The 19,143-nt window shown below is 36.7% G+C and carries 7 protein-coding genes and 1 pseudogene; 5 read left to right on the top strand and 3 right to left on the bottom strand.

Annotation, left to right across the window (positions count from 1 at the left end; all coding sequences use genetic code 11):
- Window positions 1–244 precede the first annotated feature (244 nt).
- Window positions 245–6,280 (top strand): S8 family serine peptidase, encoded by a 6,036-nt coding sequence (locus BLP58_RS03950; protein ID WP_013854073.1) that lies wholly within the window; start codon window positions 245–247, stop codon window positions 6,278–6,280.
- Between the two features lie 205 nt (window positions 6,281–6,485).
- Here the strand turns inward: BLP58_RS03950 and BLP58_RS03945 are convergent, their stop codons facing one another.
- Both BLP58_RS03945 and BLP58_RS03940 read right to left on the bottom strand, forming a co-directional pair.
- On the bottom strand, window positions 6,486–8,171 hold the full coding sequence (locus BLP58_RS03945) for a hypothetical protein (protein WP_013854072.1): 1,686 nt from the start codon (window positions 8,169–8,171) through the stop codon (window positions 6,486–6,488).
- 119 nt (window positions 8,172–8,290) lie between these two features.
- A pseudogene (locus tag BLP58_RS03940) lies at window positions 8,291–10,222 on the bottom strand (M13 family metallopeptidase).
- 125 nt (window positions 10,223–10,347) lie between these two features.
- On the opposite strand from BLP58_RS03940, the gene BLP58_RS03935 reads away from it, so the two are divergent.
- Window positions 10,348–11,589, top strand: a complete 1,242-nt coding sequence (locus tag BLP58_RS03935; protein ID WP_013854071.1) for a DUF2075 domain-containing protein — start codon at window positions 10,348–10,350, stop codon at window positions 11,587–11,589.
- Between the two features lie 50 nt (window positions 11,590–11,639).
- Here the strand turns inward: BLP58_RS03935 and BLP58_RS03930 are convergent, their stop codons facing one another.
- Window positions 11,640–13,277, bottom strand: coding sequence for an SLAP domain-containing protein (locus BLP58_RS03930; RefSeq protein WP_013854070.1), 1,638 nt, complete (start codon window positions 13,275–13,277; stop codon window positions 11,640–11,642).
- Window positions 13,278–13,415: 138 nt separating this feature from the next.
- On the opposite strand from BLP58_RS03930, the gene BLP58_RS03925 reads away from it, so the two are divergent.
- The 3 genes from BLP58_RS03925 to BLP58_RS03915 all read left to right on the top strand — a co-directional run bounded on the left by BLP58_RS03925 (window position 13,416) and on the right by BLP58_RS03915 (window position 19,089).
- Window positions 13,416–14,735 (top strand): FAD-dependent oxidoreductase, encoded by a 1,320-nt coding sequence (locus tag BLP58_RS03925; RefSeq protein ID WP_013854069.1) that lies wholly within the window; start codon window positions 13,416–13,418, stop codon window positions 14,733–14,735.
- A 226-nt stretch (window positions 14,736–14,961) separates the two neighbouring features.
- Complete coding sequence (locus BLP58_RS03920) at window positions 14,962–16,647, top strand: YSIRK-type signal peptide-containing protein (protein WP_025084155.1); 1,686 nt, start codon at window positions 14,962–14,964, stop codon at window positions 16,645–16,647.
- Between the two features lie 48 nt (window positions 16,648–16,695).
- Entirely contained in the window at window positions 16,696–19,089 is a 2,394-nt protein-coding gene (locus BLP58_RS03915) for a mucin-binding protein (protein WP_025084156.1), read from the top strand.
- The last annotated feature ends 54 nt before the right edge of the window (window positions 19,090–19,143 follow it).

Raw genomic sequence — 19,143 nt, 5'->3', positions numbered from 1 at the left:
GATCATATTAAAGCATATTATAAATTTAATATCAACTTAATATTAATACTAATCATAAATCTCACAATATAAGACATGATGGGATCAACTTTATTTAGAAATTAACAAAATAAAAGCTTGCAATTTTTTAGAATTGTGCTAATATAATGTCTAATGTCTAATTAAAATTAATAAATTTAATAAAAACTTAAATATGATTAATTTTTATGTAATTTATCCTTAATCAAGATGGGAGGATCATCTTATGGAGAGAAGTAAATATGTAGGCACTCTTTTATGTGCAGCGGCTTTATCCTGTATCCCTGCATTCACCACTGCAGAGAATAATGTAAAAGCTAGTGTAGAAAGTCAAACTAAATCTAGTAAAAAAGCAGCCGCTACAGTTAAAACCACTACAACTGGAGTAACTCAAAAGGCGATTGAAGCACAACTTGCTGCTAAAGGTGTAGCTTTTAAGCATTTAACACCTAAGCAAAAGCAAGATGTTTATGTTGATGTAATTATTCAATTAAAATCCGCACCTGCTGCGACTAATGGCAGTATTAAAGCAAATGCAAGCAGTGCCGAGATTGAACAAGCTTCTAAGCAAGTAATTGCCTCTCAATCTACAGTTAAAAGCCAAGTAAAAGCTATTACCAAACAAGCAATTGGTAAGAGTTATGGTTACGTTGTGAATGGATTTGCAACTAAAGCTAAGGTTAAAGATATTCAGAAGTTGAGAAAATTGCCTGGAGTTAAATCAGTTACTTTAGCTAAAGTATATTATACTAATGATTCGTCTGCTGATAATATGGCCAATGTTTCAACTGTTTGGAACAACTATAAATATAAGGGTCAAGGTACAGTCGTTTCAATTATTGATACAGGAATTGATCCTAATCATAAGGACTTGCGTCTAAGTGATGATAAGCAAGCAAAACTATCTCAAAAAGACGTTGCCGACTTCACCAAGAAGGCAGGCTATGGTCGTTACTTTACTGATAAAGTTCCTTATGGTCACAACTATGCTGATAATAATGAAAAGATTACTGATGATGATCCTAGTGAACAACATGGGATGCACGTTTCTGGTATTGTTGCAGCTAACGGAACATCAAATAATACTAAATCTGTAGTTGGTGTTGCACCTGAAGCACAATTATTGGCAATGAAAGTCTTTTCTAATTCAGATAGTTCAGCAACTACTGATTCTACTAGTATCATTGGTGCAATTGATGACTCTGCTAAATTGCATGCAGATGTCCTGAATATGTCATTAGGTTCTACTTCAGGTGAGCAAACTGACAATGATCCTGAAATTGCTGCTGTTGATCGTGCTACTAAGAAAGGAACTGCTGCAGTAATTTCGGCTGGTAATGCTGGTACTACTAACTCAGAGTCTGAAGGCAACAATAAAGCCTACTATGGTAACCCTGATATGGAAACGGTAGGTACCCCTGGTACAGCTAGAAGTGCAACTACTGTATCTTCTGCTAAAAATACTAAAATTACTACAAGCGGAATTACTATTAAATCTGCTGATGGTAAGACTACTATTTTAGGTCCAGAAACTACCCAACTTTCTGATGGTACAGATAAGACTTTCTTTAACAATAAACAGTTCTATGTCGTTAAAGGTAAGGATGGTAAATTAGGTGTAGGGTCTGCTGATCAATATACGTCTGACGTTAAGGGTAAAATTGCAATTGTAAAACGTGGTGATCTGTCCTTTACAGATAAGCAAAAATTCGCAGAAAAAGCCGGAGCCGCAGGTTTGATTGTTATTAATAATGAAGCAGGTCCACTGACTAATGCGCAATATAATGCGGGCTTTCCAACTGCAGGATTGTCTGACACTGCTGGTGCTGCTTTAGTTAAATATGTTGAAGGACATCCTAATGAAGCATTAAAGGTCAATATTGAAGTTCAACCTTTGGCTAATACGACAACTAAATCTGATCTGATGTCAAGCTTTACTTCATATGGTCCCGTATCTAATTTGGCCTTTAAGCCTGATATTTCTGCACCTGGTGGTAATATTTGGTCAACTCAAAATAATAATGGCTATACCAATATGTCAGGAACTTCAATGGCTTCTCCATTTATTGCCGGAACTCAAGCTTTAGTTAAACAAGCAATGAGTGATAAGAAGGGTACCTTCTATAATCTCTATCAAAAGATGAGTGCTAGTGAAAAGACTGCTTTTGTTAAGAATATTGAAATGAATACAGCAAGTATTGAGCCTGATGTCAGTCATGAAAATGTAATTGTTTCACCTCGGCGGCAAGGTGCTGGTTTTATTAATGCTCAAGCAGCTATTAACGCAATAGCTAAGAATCCTTCAACAGTTGCTGCTGGTAATAATTATCCAGCCGTTGAATTAAAAGATTTCAAAGAAAATACTAAGACGTTTACCGTTAAATTCACTAACCGAACTAATAAGCCACTTACTTATAAGCTAGCTAATAATGGTAAAAATTCGGACGTTTACACTTCTGCTACTGATAAAAATGCAGTCTTATACGATAAGAAGATTGATGGAGCATCGGTTAAGGTAAATGGATCGATTGAAGTACCCGCTAATTCGACTAAAGAAGTTTCATTGACTTTAACAGTGCCGAATGGTTTTAAAGAAAATCAATATGTTGAGGGCTTTTTGACATTTGAGTCATCAGATAATAAGTCGCAGTTAAGATTGCCTTATATGGGCTTTTATGGTGATTGGGCAAGTAATGATATACCAATTTTCGCTAAATTAAATGACAAGAATGTCTTTCAACCTGACCAAGGTATTATGGGTACTACTGTAACAGTAGGTAACGATTCTGATAATACTAATCCAGGTTTGAATGAGGATGAGAAGGGTCAGTACAGTTTTGATTCGTCTAAGTTTGCGATTTCTACTGCAAAAGACAGTCAATTTAAGTGGATTAAGCCAACTTACTACTTGTATAGAAATGCTAATAATGTAAAGATTCAGATCTTGAACAACAAGGGTAAGGTAATTAATACTTTAGCTACCTTGGCTAATGTACCGAAGACTTATTACTATGCTCAAGGCCAAACATATACTTACTTTGATAGTGCACCGTCTTGGAATGGAACTTACTTTGATCAGCAAAAGGGTAAAAAAGTTAGTGTTCCAGAAGGTAGTTATGTGTATAGAATTGTAGCTACAGTAGATGGAACAAAGAAACAACAACATTATGATATTCCTGTCAAGGTAGATAATACAAAACCAGCAGTAAGAAACTTAAAGCTTGTTTCTACTAAGATTAAAGATGCCAAAGGAAAAGAACAAACTAAATATGTTTTGACCGCAGAAGCTAAGGATGAACTTAGTGGATTGAGTGGGGATGCGAATGTTTCAGTCAATGGTATTTCTAGTCAAGTTCAATATGATCCTACAGTTAAAGCAGGTAAAGATGGCTTTAAACAAGTTAAGATTAATCTAACTGATGCACAAGCTAAGTCTTTAGCTGCGGGTAAAAATGATTATTCGGTAGCCTTATTTGATAATGCAGCTAACGCAGGTACTACTTCAGGCAAGGGCAATAAGCCAGGCGAAAGCACCTATGGATTAGTTCTTGACAATGGTGGTTTGCCTGAAAAGATTAGTTCTAAGACAGATAATTATGACGCTAAAAGTGGTAATTATACAGTAACAGGGACGTATCCTGCTCAACTTTATGGAACTTACACTGATAAGGATCATAAGACGCACGACCTAACCGTTAAGTATGACAAGACTACTAATAGTTTTGAAACTAATATTCCAGTAGCTAAAGCCGATTACAAGATGGCAGTTAAGTTCTATGCTGATGAAGATCATAAGACTCCGATTGAACAGAAGAATATTGCAGTTAGCTTGGTTCCTGCTAAGGTAGAAAGCTTAGCCGTTGATGGAACAAAGAGTTATGATGGTAAGACTGCTAAATTGGCCCAAACATCAGAAGGTTCTGTTAAATTAACTGGTAAAGTAAGTGCTGATACTAAGAGCATTGAAATCAAGAATGGTGATCAAAAAGTACCTGCTAAGCTAGCAGCTGATCATACCTTTAGTGCTGAAGTGCCGGTAGAATATGGTGAAAATGACGTTACTATAGTTACAGCTGATGCTGATGGTAATAAATCTACTGTTACCCAAAAAGTTAAGTCTAGTGACCGGGGCAAGATCACTGTTGCTAGTGGGGATGTCACCTTTGATAATGACATAAGCTGGGGCACTACTAATGTTAATGCTAAGACTAAGAATTACGATCCAAAGACTGGCAAGTTAACTATTACTGGTAAAGTTAAGAGACCAACCACTACTTTGCAAATTGATGGTAAGGATGTAAAGATTAATCCTGACCAAACGTTTAAGTTAACTTTAGACATTGGTAAACATGGCGCTAAGGTCTTTTCAGCTCTTGTAGGGGATTCAACAGTTAGAGAAACTAGTCAAGAAAGATTGAGCTTCTACGTAGATGCTAATGCTCCAGCTTTGAATCTTAATGGAAAAGATACCGTTTATACTACCAAAGATAAATTTACTATTAGTGGGACTGTTAGCGATGATTATAAGTTCTATGACTTAGCAATTAATGACAATGATGTTGAATCTAATTGGTCAGATGTCGATTATCATAGTACTGATGGTGTTAAGAAAGGCTTTAAGCATGAAGTTGAATTGAAGCCAGGTAAGAATGTCTTTGAAGTTAAGGTTACTGATGTTCAAGGTAATTCTAGCAAGCAAGCTGTAACAGTTTACTATGAACCAGCTAAGACTTTGGATAATCCTGTAATTAAGCAGGTTAAGGCAAAAGATGGCAAATCAAGTACTATCACAGCAACGACTCAAGTAAAAGATGCTAAAGTCGAGTATAGTACTGACAATGGTAAGACGTTTAAGCCCGTTCCTACTGATGGAGTTAAGGTTACCAAGAATGAAACAATGAAGTTTAAGGCTGTTGATAAATATGGTAATGAATCTAAGATTGTTTCTGTTGAAGTAACAGGTCTAAATGAAAAGCCAACTAAGCCTGAAGTTGATAAAGATAAGGACTTGAAACAGGCAAAGGAAGAATTAAGCGAACAAGTTAACAAGAAGGTGAATTTGACCAAGTACACTACTTCTTCTAAGTCTGCATATGAACAGGCCTTAAAGCAAGCTAAGGATGTATTAAGCAAGGAAAATGCTACATTAGCAGAAGTTCAGCAAGCAGCTAAAGCTTTAACTGAAGCTAAACAAAAGTTGACTACTACAACTCCACAAAAAGATGAAGCTTTAACTAAGACTAAAAATGATTTGCAAGCCAAAGTTAGCGCAGCAGAAAAGAAGGATCTTGATAAATACACAGATGCTTCTAAGGCAATGTTTACTAGTGCTTTGAAAGTAGCTTATGCGGTACTTGATAATAAGGATGCAAATGTAGATGATGTTAAGAAGACTTCTGCTCTTCTTGATACAGCAGAAAAAGCATTAGCATTAAAGACAGAAAAACCAGCTCAATCAGCAGATAAGACTTTAGCAGCTGAAAAGCAAAAGTTGAGTGCTAAATTAGTTCAAGCTAAGAAGCATGACTTGACTAAGTATACTTCTAAATCTAGTGCAGCCGTAACTGCAGCTATTACAGCAACTGAGAAGGTTTTAAACGATAGAAACAGCAAGGTTGATTTAGTTAAGACAATGGAGCAGGTACTTGATACTTTGTCTAAGAACTTGGTTGTAGCTCCTAAAATTCCAGATAAACCAATTGAACCAATTCAACCAGTTATTCCAACAGTACCTGAAGTAAATCAAGAACCAACTTCAAATCCTCAATCAACCCCAGCAACTCCGTCTACAAATAATGACTCCGATAAAAAAGAAGATACTGATAAAGAAAAGTCTCATACACCGGCTGAAATAGGTGAGAAGACTACAGTAATGTATAAGTCAGTTCTTTATACCAAAGATCTTGAAAAGACGGATAAAGTTGTTTCAGGTTATGGAAAATTGAACCTGGTCACTGATGAGAATGGTAAACTTAAAGTTTACACAATCAAGGGACAACATTTCTATAAAGTTGTTGATACCGATGAGTATGTACGTGTAAGAAATGTTACTGGTACAAAAGTTACCTTGAAGAGAAACTCATTTGTTTATAAGTCAAATGGTAAACGTGTATCACGGAAACTCTTAAAGAAGGGCACTAAAGTTACTGTATATGGTGGCAAATACAAAGCTATTAAGCATTACCGCAAGACAGCGTACAGAATCGGTCATAATAAGTATGTAAAAAGCGTGAATATTAAAAAATTTAAACCAGTTGAATAATTAAAATTAAGTAAAGTCGATAGAAAATATCGACTTTATTTTTTACTAAATGCTATATAAATCCGTTGTTACTAAACTAAAAATAAAAAATCAACTTACTATGCCACCCACATCAAAAAACAAAAAACCAAACTCTATTCAATTTCAATCAAAAAGCAAATAAAAAACGACATCCACGCTAAAAAGCACAGATATCGTCGTACGTCTATCTTAAATTATCATCTTTAAATTCTGCTACATTGCCAATGCTTTTCTTTGCAACTATATTAGCCTTGAAGCTCACCTTATCATTAGGTCTCATCAAGTTAGCAAAATCAAAGTCTGATGTATTCACAGTATAAATCGTCTTACTATTTTTCAAAGTGAACATTACTTTATTTTGATTGGAAACAACTGCAACACGGTCGACAACTCCTTTAACACTTTTCATAGTTGCCTTATCAGTGTTACCAATCTTCGCGCCGCTGTTAACTAATGCTTGCCTAAAGGCATCAAGCGCACTAGTTGGGGTAGAGCCAGTTCCATAGACACTTTGATCAGCCGCATCTAGGTAATAGTAGCCACGTATTGCACTTGTCGAATCAAGGATAGTCATGACCCAAGTTGGACGACTATTGACGTTATACAGGATAGGCATATTGGCCTTCCATTGCTGAGCCTTATAATCCTGATTGGCATTATTCTTAGCACCATCACTATCCATAATGTTGTTAGCGCGATAAAAGGTCAACCGGCCTGTGCGAGCATTAATCATGCTGTAACCTAAGGCTGAATCTGAACCAGTTTTATCGGTAGTAAAATCAGTAAAGTAACTAATTGAGCCATCACGATTAAAGACAGAGGTGACACCGTCTTCAACACCATTGCCTGTAGGCTTCATTACACCGGTTTGGCTAAAATTCCAGAAGCCATACTTGTACTTACCGAAGTCAATATTAAGCTTATTGGCAATTGCAGTAGTAATTCCTTCATCAATGAACTTAGGCATATTTTTTATAGAATAAATCTTAACGGTTCCAGACTGAGCATTCATTACTGCCACGTGTAGCTTACGATAATTGACACGGTGACTTAAGAACTCGGATTTGTACAAAGTTTGTACCCAATATGGCTTACCATTGTTGTCAATTTCTAATTGAGGTGAACCTAAATCAAGCCAACTAGTAGAATGACGATAGATCTGGCGTGCCGCATCCTTATTGAAGTAGGCACTTGTTGCAAATTTATACGGTTTTTTGATGAATTGTGGCGTAGCATTTTGCTTAGTAGCATCAATAATGAAATAACCAGGAATGCTACTGGCTTTCATCATTTGCCAAAAGCCACTGTATTCAACAGGGACAACGTAGACTGGTTTATTCCTAAAAAATTGTGCCTGAACTTGATCTGAGATTGAGTAGTATTGGCTATGTGGAATATCGGAAGAAGCTTTGCGCACGCGATTAATGACTGTCTTGGGTGCCAAGGCAATGGGTGTCTCACCACGCTTGAAGGTTGGCGCTTTATTACTCTTAGAATATACTTTATCAATCGAATTCCAGGTAGGCTTCACAGACAGGAATGAATGTAAGAATCCACCCAGAGAAACTACAGCTAAAACAGCAATTGTAATTGAGACTACTTTAACAATCAGCTTGATTCTGAGGCGTTCTTCTTTAGTAATAGTCATTAAGAAATATGTTGCTACAGCATAGATGATACCGTAGGCTAAATTTCCCCAGATAATGCTAAGCATATTTTTGGATGGCAATTTAAAATAGGTGATAGCAAAGGCTGCTAGATATACTATTAGCAATAAGCAAATTGGCAGAGCCTTATGTCGGGTGAAAACAACAACGCCGATCATTATTAAGATAGGCACTATGTTGTATAAAAGTGTGACGGTTAACATTATTTTTTCCTCCTTATAGAATTAATGAAATAAGGTATATTTTACACCATTTTTATTCTAAAAGAAGAAAAAATAAGCATCCCATTAAGAGATGCTTATCATTGTAGTATTAACTAATTTTACCAAATAACTACCCGCTTATCTGGATCAAGCCACATGCCGTCGCCCTCTTGAACATTGAAGGCCTTGTAGAATTCTGGCTGACATTGAACTTGGACGTTAACTCGCTCAGGGCCAGGAGCATGAACGTCAAAAGCAGCAATTGTCTTAATAATCTCAGGGGATTCTTTGCTTGCCCAAATTCGAGCATAATTCTTGAACAGTTCTTGCATATCGCCGTGTTCATTCTTGTTAGCTTCGATTCCCGCGGTTAAACCACCTTGATCGGCAATGTTTTCACTCACAATTTATTTACCGTTCAAGGTAACTGGACCATACTTGATCCCATCGAATAAGTCAATTTCGGCTTGGGTACGTTTCTCAAATTCCGCGAAGTCTTTCTTAGTCCACCAATTCTTCATATTACCGAATTCATCATACTTGGCGCCATTGTTATCAAAAGCATGAGAAATTTCGTGCGCAATTACTACGCCGATACCACCATAGTTAGTAGCACGAGAAGCCTTAAGATCATAGAATGGTGCTTGCAAGATAGCAGCAGGGAAGGTGATATCATTTCTTTGCGGATCATAACAGGCATTGATTAAGTTGCCCGGCATATACCATTCGCTGCGATCAACTGGCTTGTACAATTTAGCAAAATTATATTTCCAATCAACTTCTCGCATATTAGCTTGGGTACTGTACAAATCATCTTCAACTTGGAAGAGATCGTAAACATGTTCAATCTTATCTGGATAACCAATCTTTAGCACTAAAGCACGCAGCTTAGTAATTGCCTTTTGTTTGGTTGCAGGAGACAGCCATTCATTGGCATTGATCCGTTGTTCATAAACATCGATCATGCGATGGATCATATCTTCAACGTCGGCTTTAGCATCCGCACCAAAGTAAGTTTGACCGTAATAAACACCAATTACATCGCTAAAGAGACGATTAGCAGTGTGATATGCTTCTTTTGCCTGGCTAGGCAATTCTTTTTGCCCATAAGTAGCCTGACGGAATGGAAATGCAGCTTGACGGAACTCTTCTGATAAGAATCCTGCAGCCTTATTAATAAACATAGCAATGAGCCAACCCTTGAGTTCAGCAAAGTTTGCTTCATTGAATAATTCGTTAAAATGATCCAAGAATTTTGGCTCACGAACAACAACTTTCTCAGGTTGATGATCAAACAGTTGCGTTAATAATTGGCCTAAATCTAAAGAACTAGTCTTTTCTTCAAAGTCGCTGGTCTTAATTGGATTGTATAGTGCAACATCGTCTGCACGCTCTTCGGCAGATTTAGCGACCTTAACAATCTTAGCATCAAGAGCAAGGGCATCAGCAGTGTACTTTTTAGCAGCTGCTTCATCAACACCAGCTAATTTTAACAAGTTTTCGGTTTGCTTTTGCCAAACGGCGAGCAATTGCTTAGAAGCAGGGGATTGATAACTAGTCGTATCAGGTAAAATCAAAGAATTACGGTCAAAAGACAGAGAGTTAACTTTGGTATTCTTACGATCCGGCTCTACTTCAAAGTAGAATGGAAAACTAAAACGTAAGAAAAGGCTAGCCAAGTTTTGCTTCAAGCTAGCAATATCCTTTAAATCTGTTAAAGTTTGTAAATCAGCTTCAGCAGGCTTAAATCCTTCAGCATCCCTCTTGTCAAAATCAGCGGCCAACTTATAAGTTGCAATTGCCTTGTCAAAGTTAGGGACAGCAGGCATGTCTTTCTTATCAGCAGCAAAGGCAGCTAAGTCGTCCATCAATTCCTTTTCAATTTTTAAATCAATTTCGCCAAAGCTACTGATTGCTGGACGATCTGCAGGGATCTTCGCCTTAGAAATCCATTCGGAATTCACGGCTAAATAAAGATTGTCTTGAATACGTGCATTAAGGTTAGGCTGGGTAATGTCGCCAGCGCCGCCACGAATTTTTGCTAAGTTCATATATTTCTCCTTTGTTGTTCTATTATTGCCTAAATGATAATATTATTAAAAAAGTTAAGTCTATATAAAATGTAATATAATAGTTAAGTAGCCTAAAACTTATTTTTACGAAGGGAGTAACCATATTGACCACCGACCTCATTAATGATGCAACTCAAAAGCTGTCACCTTTTAAAAAGTTAACAGCCGAGCAAAATAAACTGGTAAATACCATTTTGCAATTCACTAAAAAACATATTAAACAAGATTATCCGGCAATTTTTACGGTGTATGGGGATGCTGGCACTGGTAAGAGCGTCGTTTTAGCGCACTTGTTCAATGAAATTCAAGTAGCTGCCAGAACAGATAAAACTTCTGCATTATATGGAACAACTAATTATTTTGTCGTTAATCATCCCGAAATCTTAAAAGTATACAAAGAGATCGCTGGCAATTTGCCTCATCTTTATAAAAAAGATTTTACTCGTCCAACCTCACTGATTAATCAATTAGACAAAAGAAGTGCAACCGTAGACTTAATAGTCATTGACGAAGCTCACTTGCTTTTATCACGGGCAGATCCGTACAACAATTTTACTTATCAAAATCAATTGGTAGAGTTAATTAAGCGAGCTAAAATCGTAATTCTAGTTTTTGATCCATATCAAGTTTTAAGAACTAAAAGTTTTTGGACTACCCAGCAACTGGAACAGATTACTCATCAATATCCGCATGAAGACTACCATTTAACACATCAATTTAGAGTAAATGCCAGTGATGAACTACTTGAGTGGTTTAATCATTTCACCGATGATGGTAAAATTTTACCATTCCCTCAGAATGCGCGTCAGAACTACGATTTCCGTATTTTTGATGATGCAGAAAAAATGCGACAGGAGATAGTCAAGCGTAACAATGAAGTAGGATTATCGCGCATTTTATCAACGACGGGATATCCATCAACACTGGATGGCGGCAAGCATTACATTACTGAGGGAAAATTTAAGATGCCATGGGATCAGTACAATTACACTTCTAAGCCTTGGGCAGAAATCCCAAAGACAATTAATGAAGTAGGGTCGATTTATACTTGTCAGGGTTTCGACTTGAATTACACTGGCATTATTTTAAGTCCACCGATTTCACAGATTCCAGGAACGAATCGATTGCAGATCGATCCTGAGAAGTTCACCGATATTGAAGCATTTAAAAAGCGCAAAGATTTGTTCACTCTAAAGCAACTTAATCAAGCTAAAAAGCGATTATTTATGAACATGATTAATGTGCTGTTTAAGCGTGGAGTATATGGCACCTATATCTATGCTCATGACCCATTGTTGCGTCAGACTTTGTATCAAAATTATCTTGAACTAATTGAGAAAAAATGACAAACAAAAATCTCCTAGAGCGTAAACTCTAAGAGATCTTTTAATTTTTGCTATTTTTCACTAACAAAATCAGTTAATGGAACTTCGGTCTTGGATACGACTTTACCATTAGTAGTAACTATGCGTTCAATCTTTTTAGAGGATCGATCATAACTGTATCTAGTGAAAGTCTTGCCGTCATTGCTATTGAAGGATACAGAACTAAGTAAAGACTGTAATTGTCTAATTTCCGTCTTGGTTAACTTAGCAATATTCGTTACTGTGATCTTTTTGCCATAGAGATTCTTAACTCTGGTTTGCAAAATCCAAGTTGTTAATTTTACTTCAGCGACAGATAAATTACGCTTAGATTTAAGCATAGTTTGCGCTTCTTTAATTGAAGTATCGTAATTTTCCTGGGTAGAATGCTGCGACAGCTTATAAGCAGTGGAAGACTTAACAGTATCCTCATTATCAACCAAAGCCTGTAATTTATTGCGTTCACTAGCACTGGCTTGTTTTTGAGCATCAGCTTGAGCTTCAGCAGCAGTATTGATCAACTCCGGCTTCTTTAAGCCACCATAAGTTTCTACATCAGCTTCTTTTACAAAAGCATTGCCGATTTCAATACTTTCATCTCGATACGAACTGTTAGCTTTATGAACAGTATCGAATGACTTGGAAGTAGCGACAATATGGTAGAAAAGTTCAGCCTTATTTTCCTTTGGCACCCAAATATACATTTGACCATCGACACCTAGTAATTGATGTCTTGGATAAATGAAACCAGTTGGCGTAATATTCTCGCCATTGCTATTGAAAAACTGCAAATTGTCTTTAGGTGGGCGAACGGTGTAATTCTTTAAATCTGAGACACTAGCTGCAAAAGTAGCAACATTTTGTCTGCTGTAAGCGTCCGTTACCCAGAGATAAGTATCTGTGCCCTTAATGCGGTATGCATGAGGTGAAGAATTGGCGCCAACATTCATGCCAACTTCCGCATCAACTGTAAATTTTTTGCCTTTCTTTGCTGTCTTGCCACTGGAAAGTGCATACCCATCTGCGCCAACAATTAAAATAGGGGTGTTCTTTTTGATGGTAACTTTCATTTGGGAAAGGCCTAATTGATTAGATTCAATACTTTGAATATTGGCAACTTTAATATATTGATTCTTCTTGATTTGGAAGAAATCGTTGCCTTTGATGCGTACCGTCTTTAATTGGTAATTATTCTTGCCACGACTGAAAACATAATTGGTAGCTGTTTCATTTTTAGCATACTTGCCAGTAAAAGCGTAACTTAATCCTTTACGTAACAATTTCTTAGTTCGTTTGCCCGAACGAGTGTAGACATAAGAATTATGATTAAGAGATAATACCTTGTGTCCATTAATTTTTGTCAAATAACTCGCGTCTACATAGGCGCCATGACCAATATAATAGTAGTAATTACGTTTAATCTTCACAGGATTGCCGTAATATTTTAGAGTTGTAGTTTTACCAAAAGTAATAAAAGGCTTGCCTTTGTAATGAGTTAATTCCTGACCACGCGAATTATATAAACCGGTGTAACGATTAACTGTAATTGTTCTTTTTTGTTTAGCTGCAGCTTGAACTGTTGGCATATTTACTTCGGTAACTGTACCAACAGCTGGTGTGGTAGCTAGTAGAGCCGCAGAAATAAGAATTAATTTTTTGTTGATTTTCATAAGATTACCTCGAATCAAATTTATAGTCTGATTATAACATGTTTATTTAAGCAAAAATAATGACAAATATTGAAGAATTTTGTATACTTTAATCAAAGAATTAATTACTTTTAGTAAGTACGAATATGAGGGATGATTATGGAAACAATTAAGAATATTATTATCGGCTTCGGCAAAGGTGGTAAGACATTAGCCAAGTTTTTAGCTCAGAAGGGTGAAGAAGTCTTGATGATTGAAAAATCAGACAAGATGTACGGCGGTACTTGTATTAATATCGCTTGTTTGCCATCCAAACGCTTAATCATCGAAGCAGCTAATGGCGTAGAATTTACTGATGCTGTGAATGGCAAAAATGAGATGACCACAATGCTGCGAGGCAAGAACTATCATATGCTTGCTGATGAAAAGACCGTAACCTTGCTTGATGGAGAAGCAAAGTTTATCGCTGATCATGAGATCGAAGTTAAGACAACTACTGGAGAAGTTAAACAATATTGTGGTGAGCGTATCTTTATCAATACTGGAGCTGTACCGGTGATGTTACCAATTCCAGGTTTAGCCGAGAGTAAAGCCGTGCTTGATTCAACTGCAGCAATGGAACAGGCAACAATGCCTAAGAAATTAGTAATTATTGGTGCGGGCTATATTGGTTTAGAATTTGCCTCAATGTTTGCGCAATATGGTTCACAAGTAACCGTATTAGATTTGCACGAACAATTTTTACCGCGTGAAGATGATGATATCGCGACAGCAATTAAGCATGATTTTGAAGATCGTGGCGTGAAGTTTGAATTAGGCGTCAAGATTAAGCGGATTGATCAAGAAACCGTTTATTATGAAAAGAATGATACTGAGCAAAGCATTGCTGCTGACCGAATCTTGGTTGCCACTGGCAGAGAGCCAAATACCGCGAAGTTAGGCCTGGAAAATACAGGGATTGAATTAACCGATCGCGGTGCAATTAAAGTGGATGATCATTTAAAGACAACCGTCGATAACGTTTGGGCCATTGGGGATGTCAAAGGTGGTCTACAATTTACTTATATCTCACTAGATGATTTTCGTATTATCAAGGATCAACTATATGGTACTGGCAAGCGTAGTCTAGCTGATCGTAATAATGTACCTTATAGCGTGTTCATTATTCCACCGTTATCTAGAGTTGGTTTGAGTGAAAAAGAAGCGCAAGCAAAGGGCATCGAATATGAATTAAAAAAATTGCCAGTGGCAGCAATTCCCAAAGCGCAAGTGTTAAAAGATCCGCGTGGGTTATTTAAAGCACTGCTTGAACCCAAAACAGGACAGATCTTAGGTGTTGTATTATATGGTGCTGAATCATTTGAATTGATTAACATGATCAGTTTGGCGATGAAGATGCGCATCCCTGCAGCAATATTACGTGATCAGATCTACACTCATCCAACGATGAGCGAGAGCTTTAATGATTTATTTAAATAGTTTACTACGAGAGCTTTAATGATTTATTTAAATAGTTTACTAGGAGATGGATTTTCCATCTTTTTTCTATTTACAGCTATATTCTTATTAAAAAATTTTATTTGCATTAAATAAAATATGTTATGATTAAACACAGCTAGTATAGAGTTCATAGAAAATGAAACTGTCAGGCAAATAGAAATAGGGGGGCTGAATATATGATTTCAAAGAATATCATATTAAACGGATGGAGCAAGTTGCTGAACGTCAATCACACTTCGGAATTAGAAAATTGACAATCGGTGCTGCTTCTGTATTGCTTGGAACAACACTCTGGATGAGTAATGGTAATGTTGTTCAAGCTAGTGATAACGAGAACGGAAATAATGCTAATGGTGATCAAACTGCAAATAAGAGCGAGACAGAGACACCAAAAGTTAGGGACAACACACAAGTAGTTGTACAAGTCAATGGCGATTCTGCTGAACAAAATAAGACAGCACAAGAATCAATCACTAAGGATGAAACTTCAGTTAAAGATGCTGAAGTTCAAGCACCTCAAAGCAAAATGGGGGGGGCAGTAGAGACACCTACTCAATCAAGTAAAACTACTACTTCACGGACTCAAGCTAATAATCAAGTTGCTAATAGTAGCCAAAAGAGTGCTCAGTCAAATGAAACTTCTTTGCATGCCCAAAATCCTGTAAATAATGAACAGACTGAGACTAACAATAAAGTCACAATTAATGCTACTGAAAAAATTGCAGATGCAGGTAAGCTAGGTAAAGCTAAACTTGAAAAAGCTAATACTGTTGACAAACTTGAAAAAACAGATATTGCTGCAAAAACTATTAATAAGAAAAGTAAAACCAATATTCCTAAAACTACTACACTAGATATACCTGCAAGCAGCAACGCAGCTGGTCTTTCTTCTGACAATACAAAGATGTCAGAAGAACAAATAAAGCGTTTGTTGAGAGCTTCATTTGCTACTGCATCTTCGACTTCAACTGAGAATAAGGATTCGGTAAATATTAATGATATTGAGGCTAAAGGAACTATTAATACGGATACAATTCCTCAAAATGTGAAGGACATTGTAAATGATACAAGTAAAATTCCATTTGTAGAATTATCAAATGGTGTTTGGAATGAAACTCAAAAACAATATTTAGGTGACACACAGCATATAGTATTAGCAACCGATAAAAGTAATCCTGGTGAAAAAATTTATTTCTACGTTTCAAATAATGTTGGGACTACATATAATACCGTGCTTGCTAAAACTTTAGATACCAAAGCTGGAAAGCCTAGTATCGTAAATATCAATAATAGTGAACACCCAGGTATTAACGGGCAATATACTATCTATTCAAATTCAGCTACTACTAATGGTGTTACTTATAATGCTGCTTATATTGATGGTAAAAATGTTGATAAACATAGTTCTGGAAGTTATGCAGCACCTAGTCTTCATCGACGTTGGACTCTTGGACTAAATGGCAAAAATGATGCCGGTACTTGGGTAGCTTCATCAACTAATACTCCTGAAAAAGTTAATCAACATATTTATTATGTAAATGCAGACACTGGAAAAGTATTGGGTAGCAAAATTGTTAATTATGGGAAAGACGGAATTTTTGGTGGTGAAAGTTATACTATTGATTCTAACGCTGTTCCTAATAAGTTGACTGTTGATGGAAGAACTTATAATTATGTTGAATCCTATAACGATATCAATAAAAATAAAATTAAAGATTTTAATAATATAGAAATTATTGATCCTTCAACAAACTATGATGCTGGTAAAATTGGGGATTTCTTGGAAAAAGTAGAAACAAAAGTTGTTTCTCCAGATCCTTTTCAAACTAAACAAACTACAACTAACATAGAAAAAGCTCCTTTAACTGGGATTATTAATCCTGTATTTTAAACTGTCTAATTTTTAGGTCTCAGTTCAAACGAAACTGAGCCACAACAGTTGACTAAGGCCATTACTCGGACAATTAATTATGTTGGCAATGGTCTGAATATTCCATCAGTTAAAAAAGAAATTCAATTCGTAGCAAGTGGTGTTCTTGATAAAGTAACTGGTCAATGGGTAACCGTTGATAAGAGTGGCAAGATTACTGGTATTGCTAGCGGTATGGTTTGGACAGTTAAAGGTGGCAATAATGATGAAGGCTCATTCGCCAAAGTTATTGGACCTAAGACCAATGGATATCATATTACTGGTATTTCTACTTCCAATGAAGTGGCTACTGATGTTGACTCAACTACTGGTACAGTTGCAGGTAAGACCATTAACCATAGTAATGGTGATATTCTAATTACCATTAACTACGCTAAGAACCCAGACACTCCTAAGCCGGTTGTCGATCAACGATCTATTGTTGTAACTGTTCATGACATTAAGAATAACCAAGATGTTTCAGGCTATACCAAAGATAGTGGTAATGAAAATGTTGGTACTAAGTTTAGCTATGATACTAAAGGCAATATCGATAAATTAACTAGTGCAGGTTACAAAGTTCTTAATCCGGAAATTAAAATTCCTACTACAATTTCTAAAGGTAACCAACATCTTGTAATCTACGTTGACCACAATGTAATTTCAGTAACACCAGACAAGCCAGGAAATGGTCTTAAACACGATGACTTGCAAAAGACGGTTACTGAAACTGTTAAGTATGTTGTTAATGGTGATCAATCTAAAGCTCCTAGTGACAAGATGGCATCACTTCACTTTAATGGCACTGCTTATTATGATTCAGTAACTAAAAAGTGGACTGATGCTAGCGGCAATGAGCTTAAAGATCAAACTAAGAATATCATTTGGACTGCTCAAGATGGTAATCAATTCGATACAGTGATTTCTCCAATAGTTTCTGGCTATCATGTAACTAACGTAAGTGATAACTATAATGATGGTAATGGCAACGTTAAGGCCATTAAGAATATCGATCAAACCAGTCAAGACTTTACCGCGATTGTAACTTACGATAAAGATGCAGAACCAACCAAGAATCAAGGTTCATTGATTGTCACAGTTCATGACATAACTGATAACAAGGACTTAGATAAATATGGTAAGAATTCTGGTACTCAAGACGTTGGTACTAAGTTCAGCTATGATAAGGATGGCAATATCAAGACTCTTACTGAAAAAGGTTATGAAGTATTGAACCCAGATGTGACTATTCCGACTGAAATTACGAAGGGTAATCATACTGTAACTATCTTGGTTAAGCACACAACCACAACGGTAACTCCTGAAAAACCAGGCAAGCCGGGTGAACCAATTGATCCTAAGTATCCAGATGGTCCTAAGTATCCGATGGGTACTGATTTGAAGAACTTGAAAGAAACTGCTACGCAGATCGTTCATTATCTAGGTGCAGGCGATAAAACTCCAGCTGATAAGACCCAAACCTTTGATTTTACGAAGAAGATTACATTTGACAATGTTACTGGGAAGATCATCGCTGATACTGACTGGAATGTAACTAGTCATACTTTTGGTAATGAAAATACCCTGGTAGTTAATGGCTATCATGCAGATAAGCGTACTGCTGGTGGAACAACCGTTTCTCCAGACGATCTTAAGAAAGAAGTTACTGTAACTTACACGCCAAATGGTAAGATTATTCCAATTGATCCAGATGGCAAACAAATCCCTGATGCTCCAACTCCAATGTATCCAACTGATTCAGATGATCCAACTGAAGTTGTAGCTAATGAGCCAGTTCCTGAAATTAAGGACATGACCCCAGAGAAAGATAAGGTAACGCCACAAGATCCAACTAAGGATACACCTGTGATCTACACGAAGGATAAAAATCCAGTAGTACCAAATACTCCAACAGTTCCGACTGTTATTCCCGATGCTTCTAAAACAACAACTCCGGAAAGTCCTAAAACTCCGAAGACACCAACACCAGAAAAGCCGACAGAACCTGATAAGCCAGATAAGCCGGCAGTTCCGGATAAGCCAACAAAATCTAAAGAGCCTGATGTTCCTAAGACAACAACAATAAAACATCATAAGCAACAACAAAAGCAGAACAATAATACTCCAAAACCAACTAGCAATAAGCCAGCTAACTGGAGTAGCAATAATGCTCCTCATGGTCAAAATGGCGATTGGAATAATAATGTTCTTCCTCATGGTGAACACATTGATTCTAATGGAAATATCATTGGGCCAAATGGACAAGTGATTGGTTATATCGATAAGAATGGTCAAGCTCACTACACGTTGCCACAGACTGGTGATGATCAGAGGACTGACGCAGCTGCATTTATCTTAGGTGGTGCTGCAGTAGCGATGAGTATGATTGGTTTAGCTGGTGTGAAGAAACGTAAGGAAGATTAATCATTTAGTTTTAAATACAAGCAAGAAAGACGATACTATTGTGTGTCGTCTTTT

Source organism: Lactobacillus kefiranofaciens (genome assembly GCF_900103655.1).
In the GTDB taxonomy this organism is placed as follows: Bacteria; Bacillota; Bacilli; order Lactobacillales; family Lactobacillaceae; genus Lactobacillus; species Lactobacillus kefiranofaciens.
This window is presented reverse-complemented; position numbering and strand designations above follow the sequence as displayed.

Coding starts and splice junctions, on each gene's coding strand:
- BLP58_RS03950 (WP_013854073.1), top strand. CDS start 245: ATGGAGAGAAGTAAATATGTAGGCACTCTTTTATGTGCAGCGGCTTTA.
- BLP58_RS03925 (WP_013854069.1), top strand. CDS start 13,416: ATGGAAACAATTAAGAATATTATTATCGGCTTCGGCAAAGGTGGTAAG.
- BLP58_RS03930 (WP_013854070.1), bottom strand. CDS start 13,277: ATGAAAATCAACAAAAAATTAATTCTTATTTCTGCGGCTCTACTAGCT.
- BLP58_RS03920 (WP_025084155.1), top strand. CDS start 14,962: ATGGAGCAAGTTGCTGAACGTCAATCACACTTCGGAATTAGAAAATTG.
- BLP58_RS03945 (WP_013854072.1), bottom strand. CDS start 8,171: ATGTTAACCGTCACACTTTTATACAACATAGTGCCTATCTTAATAATG.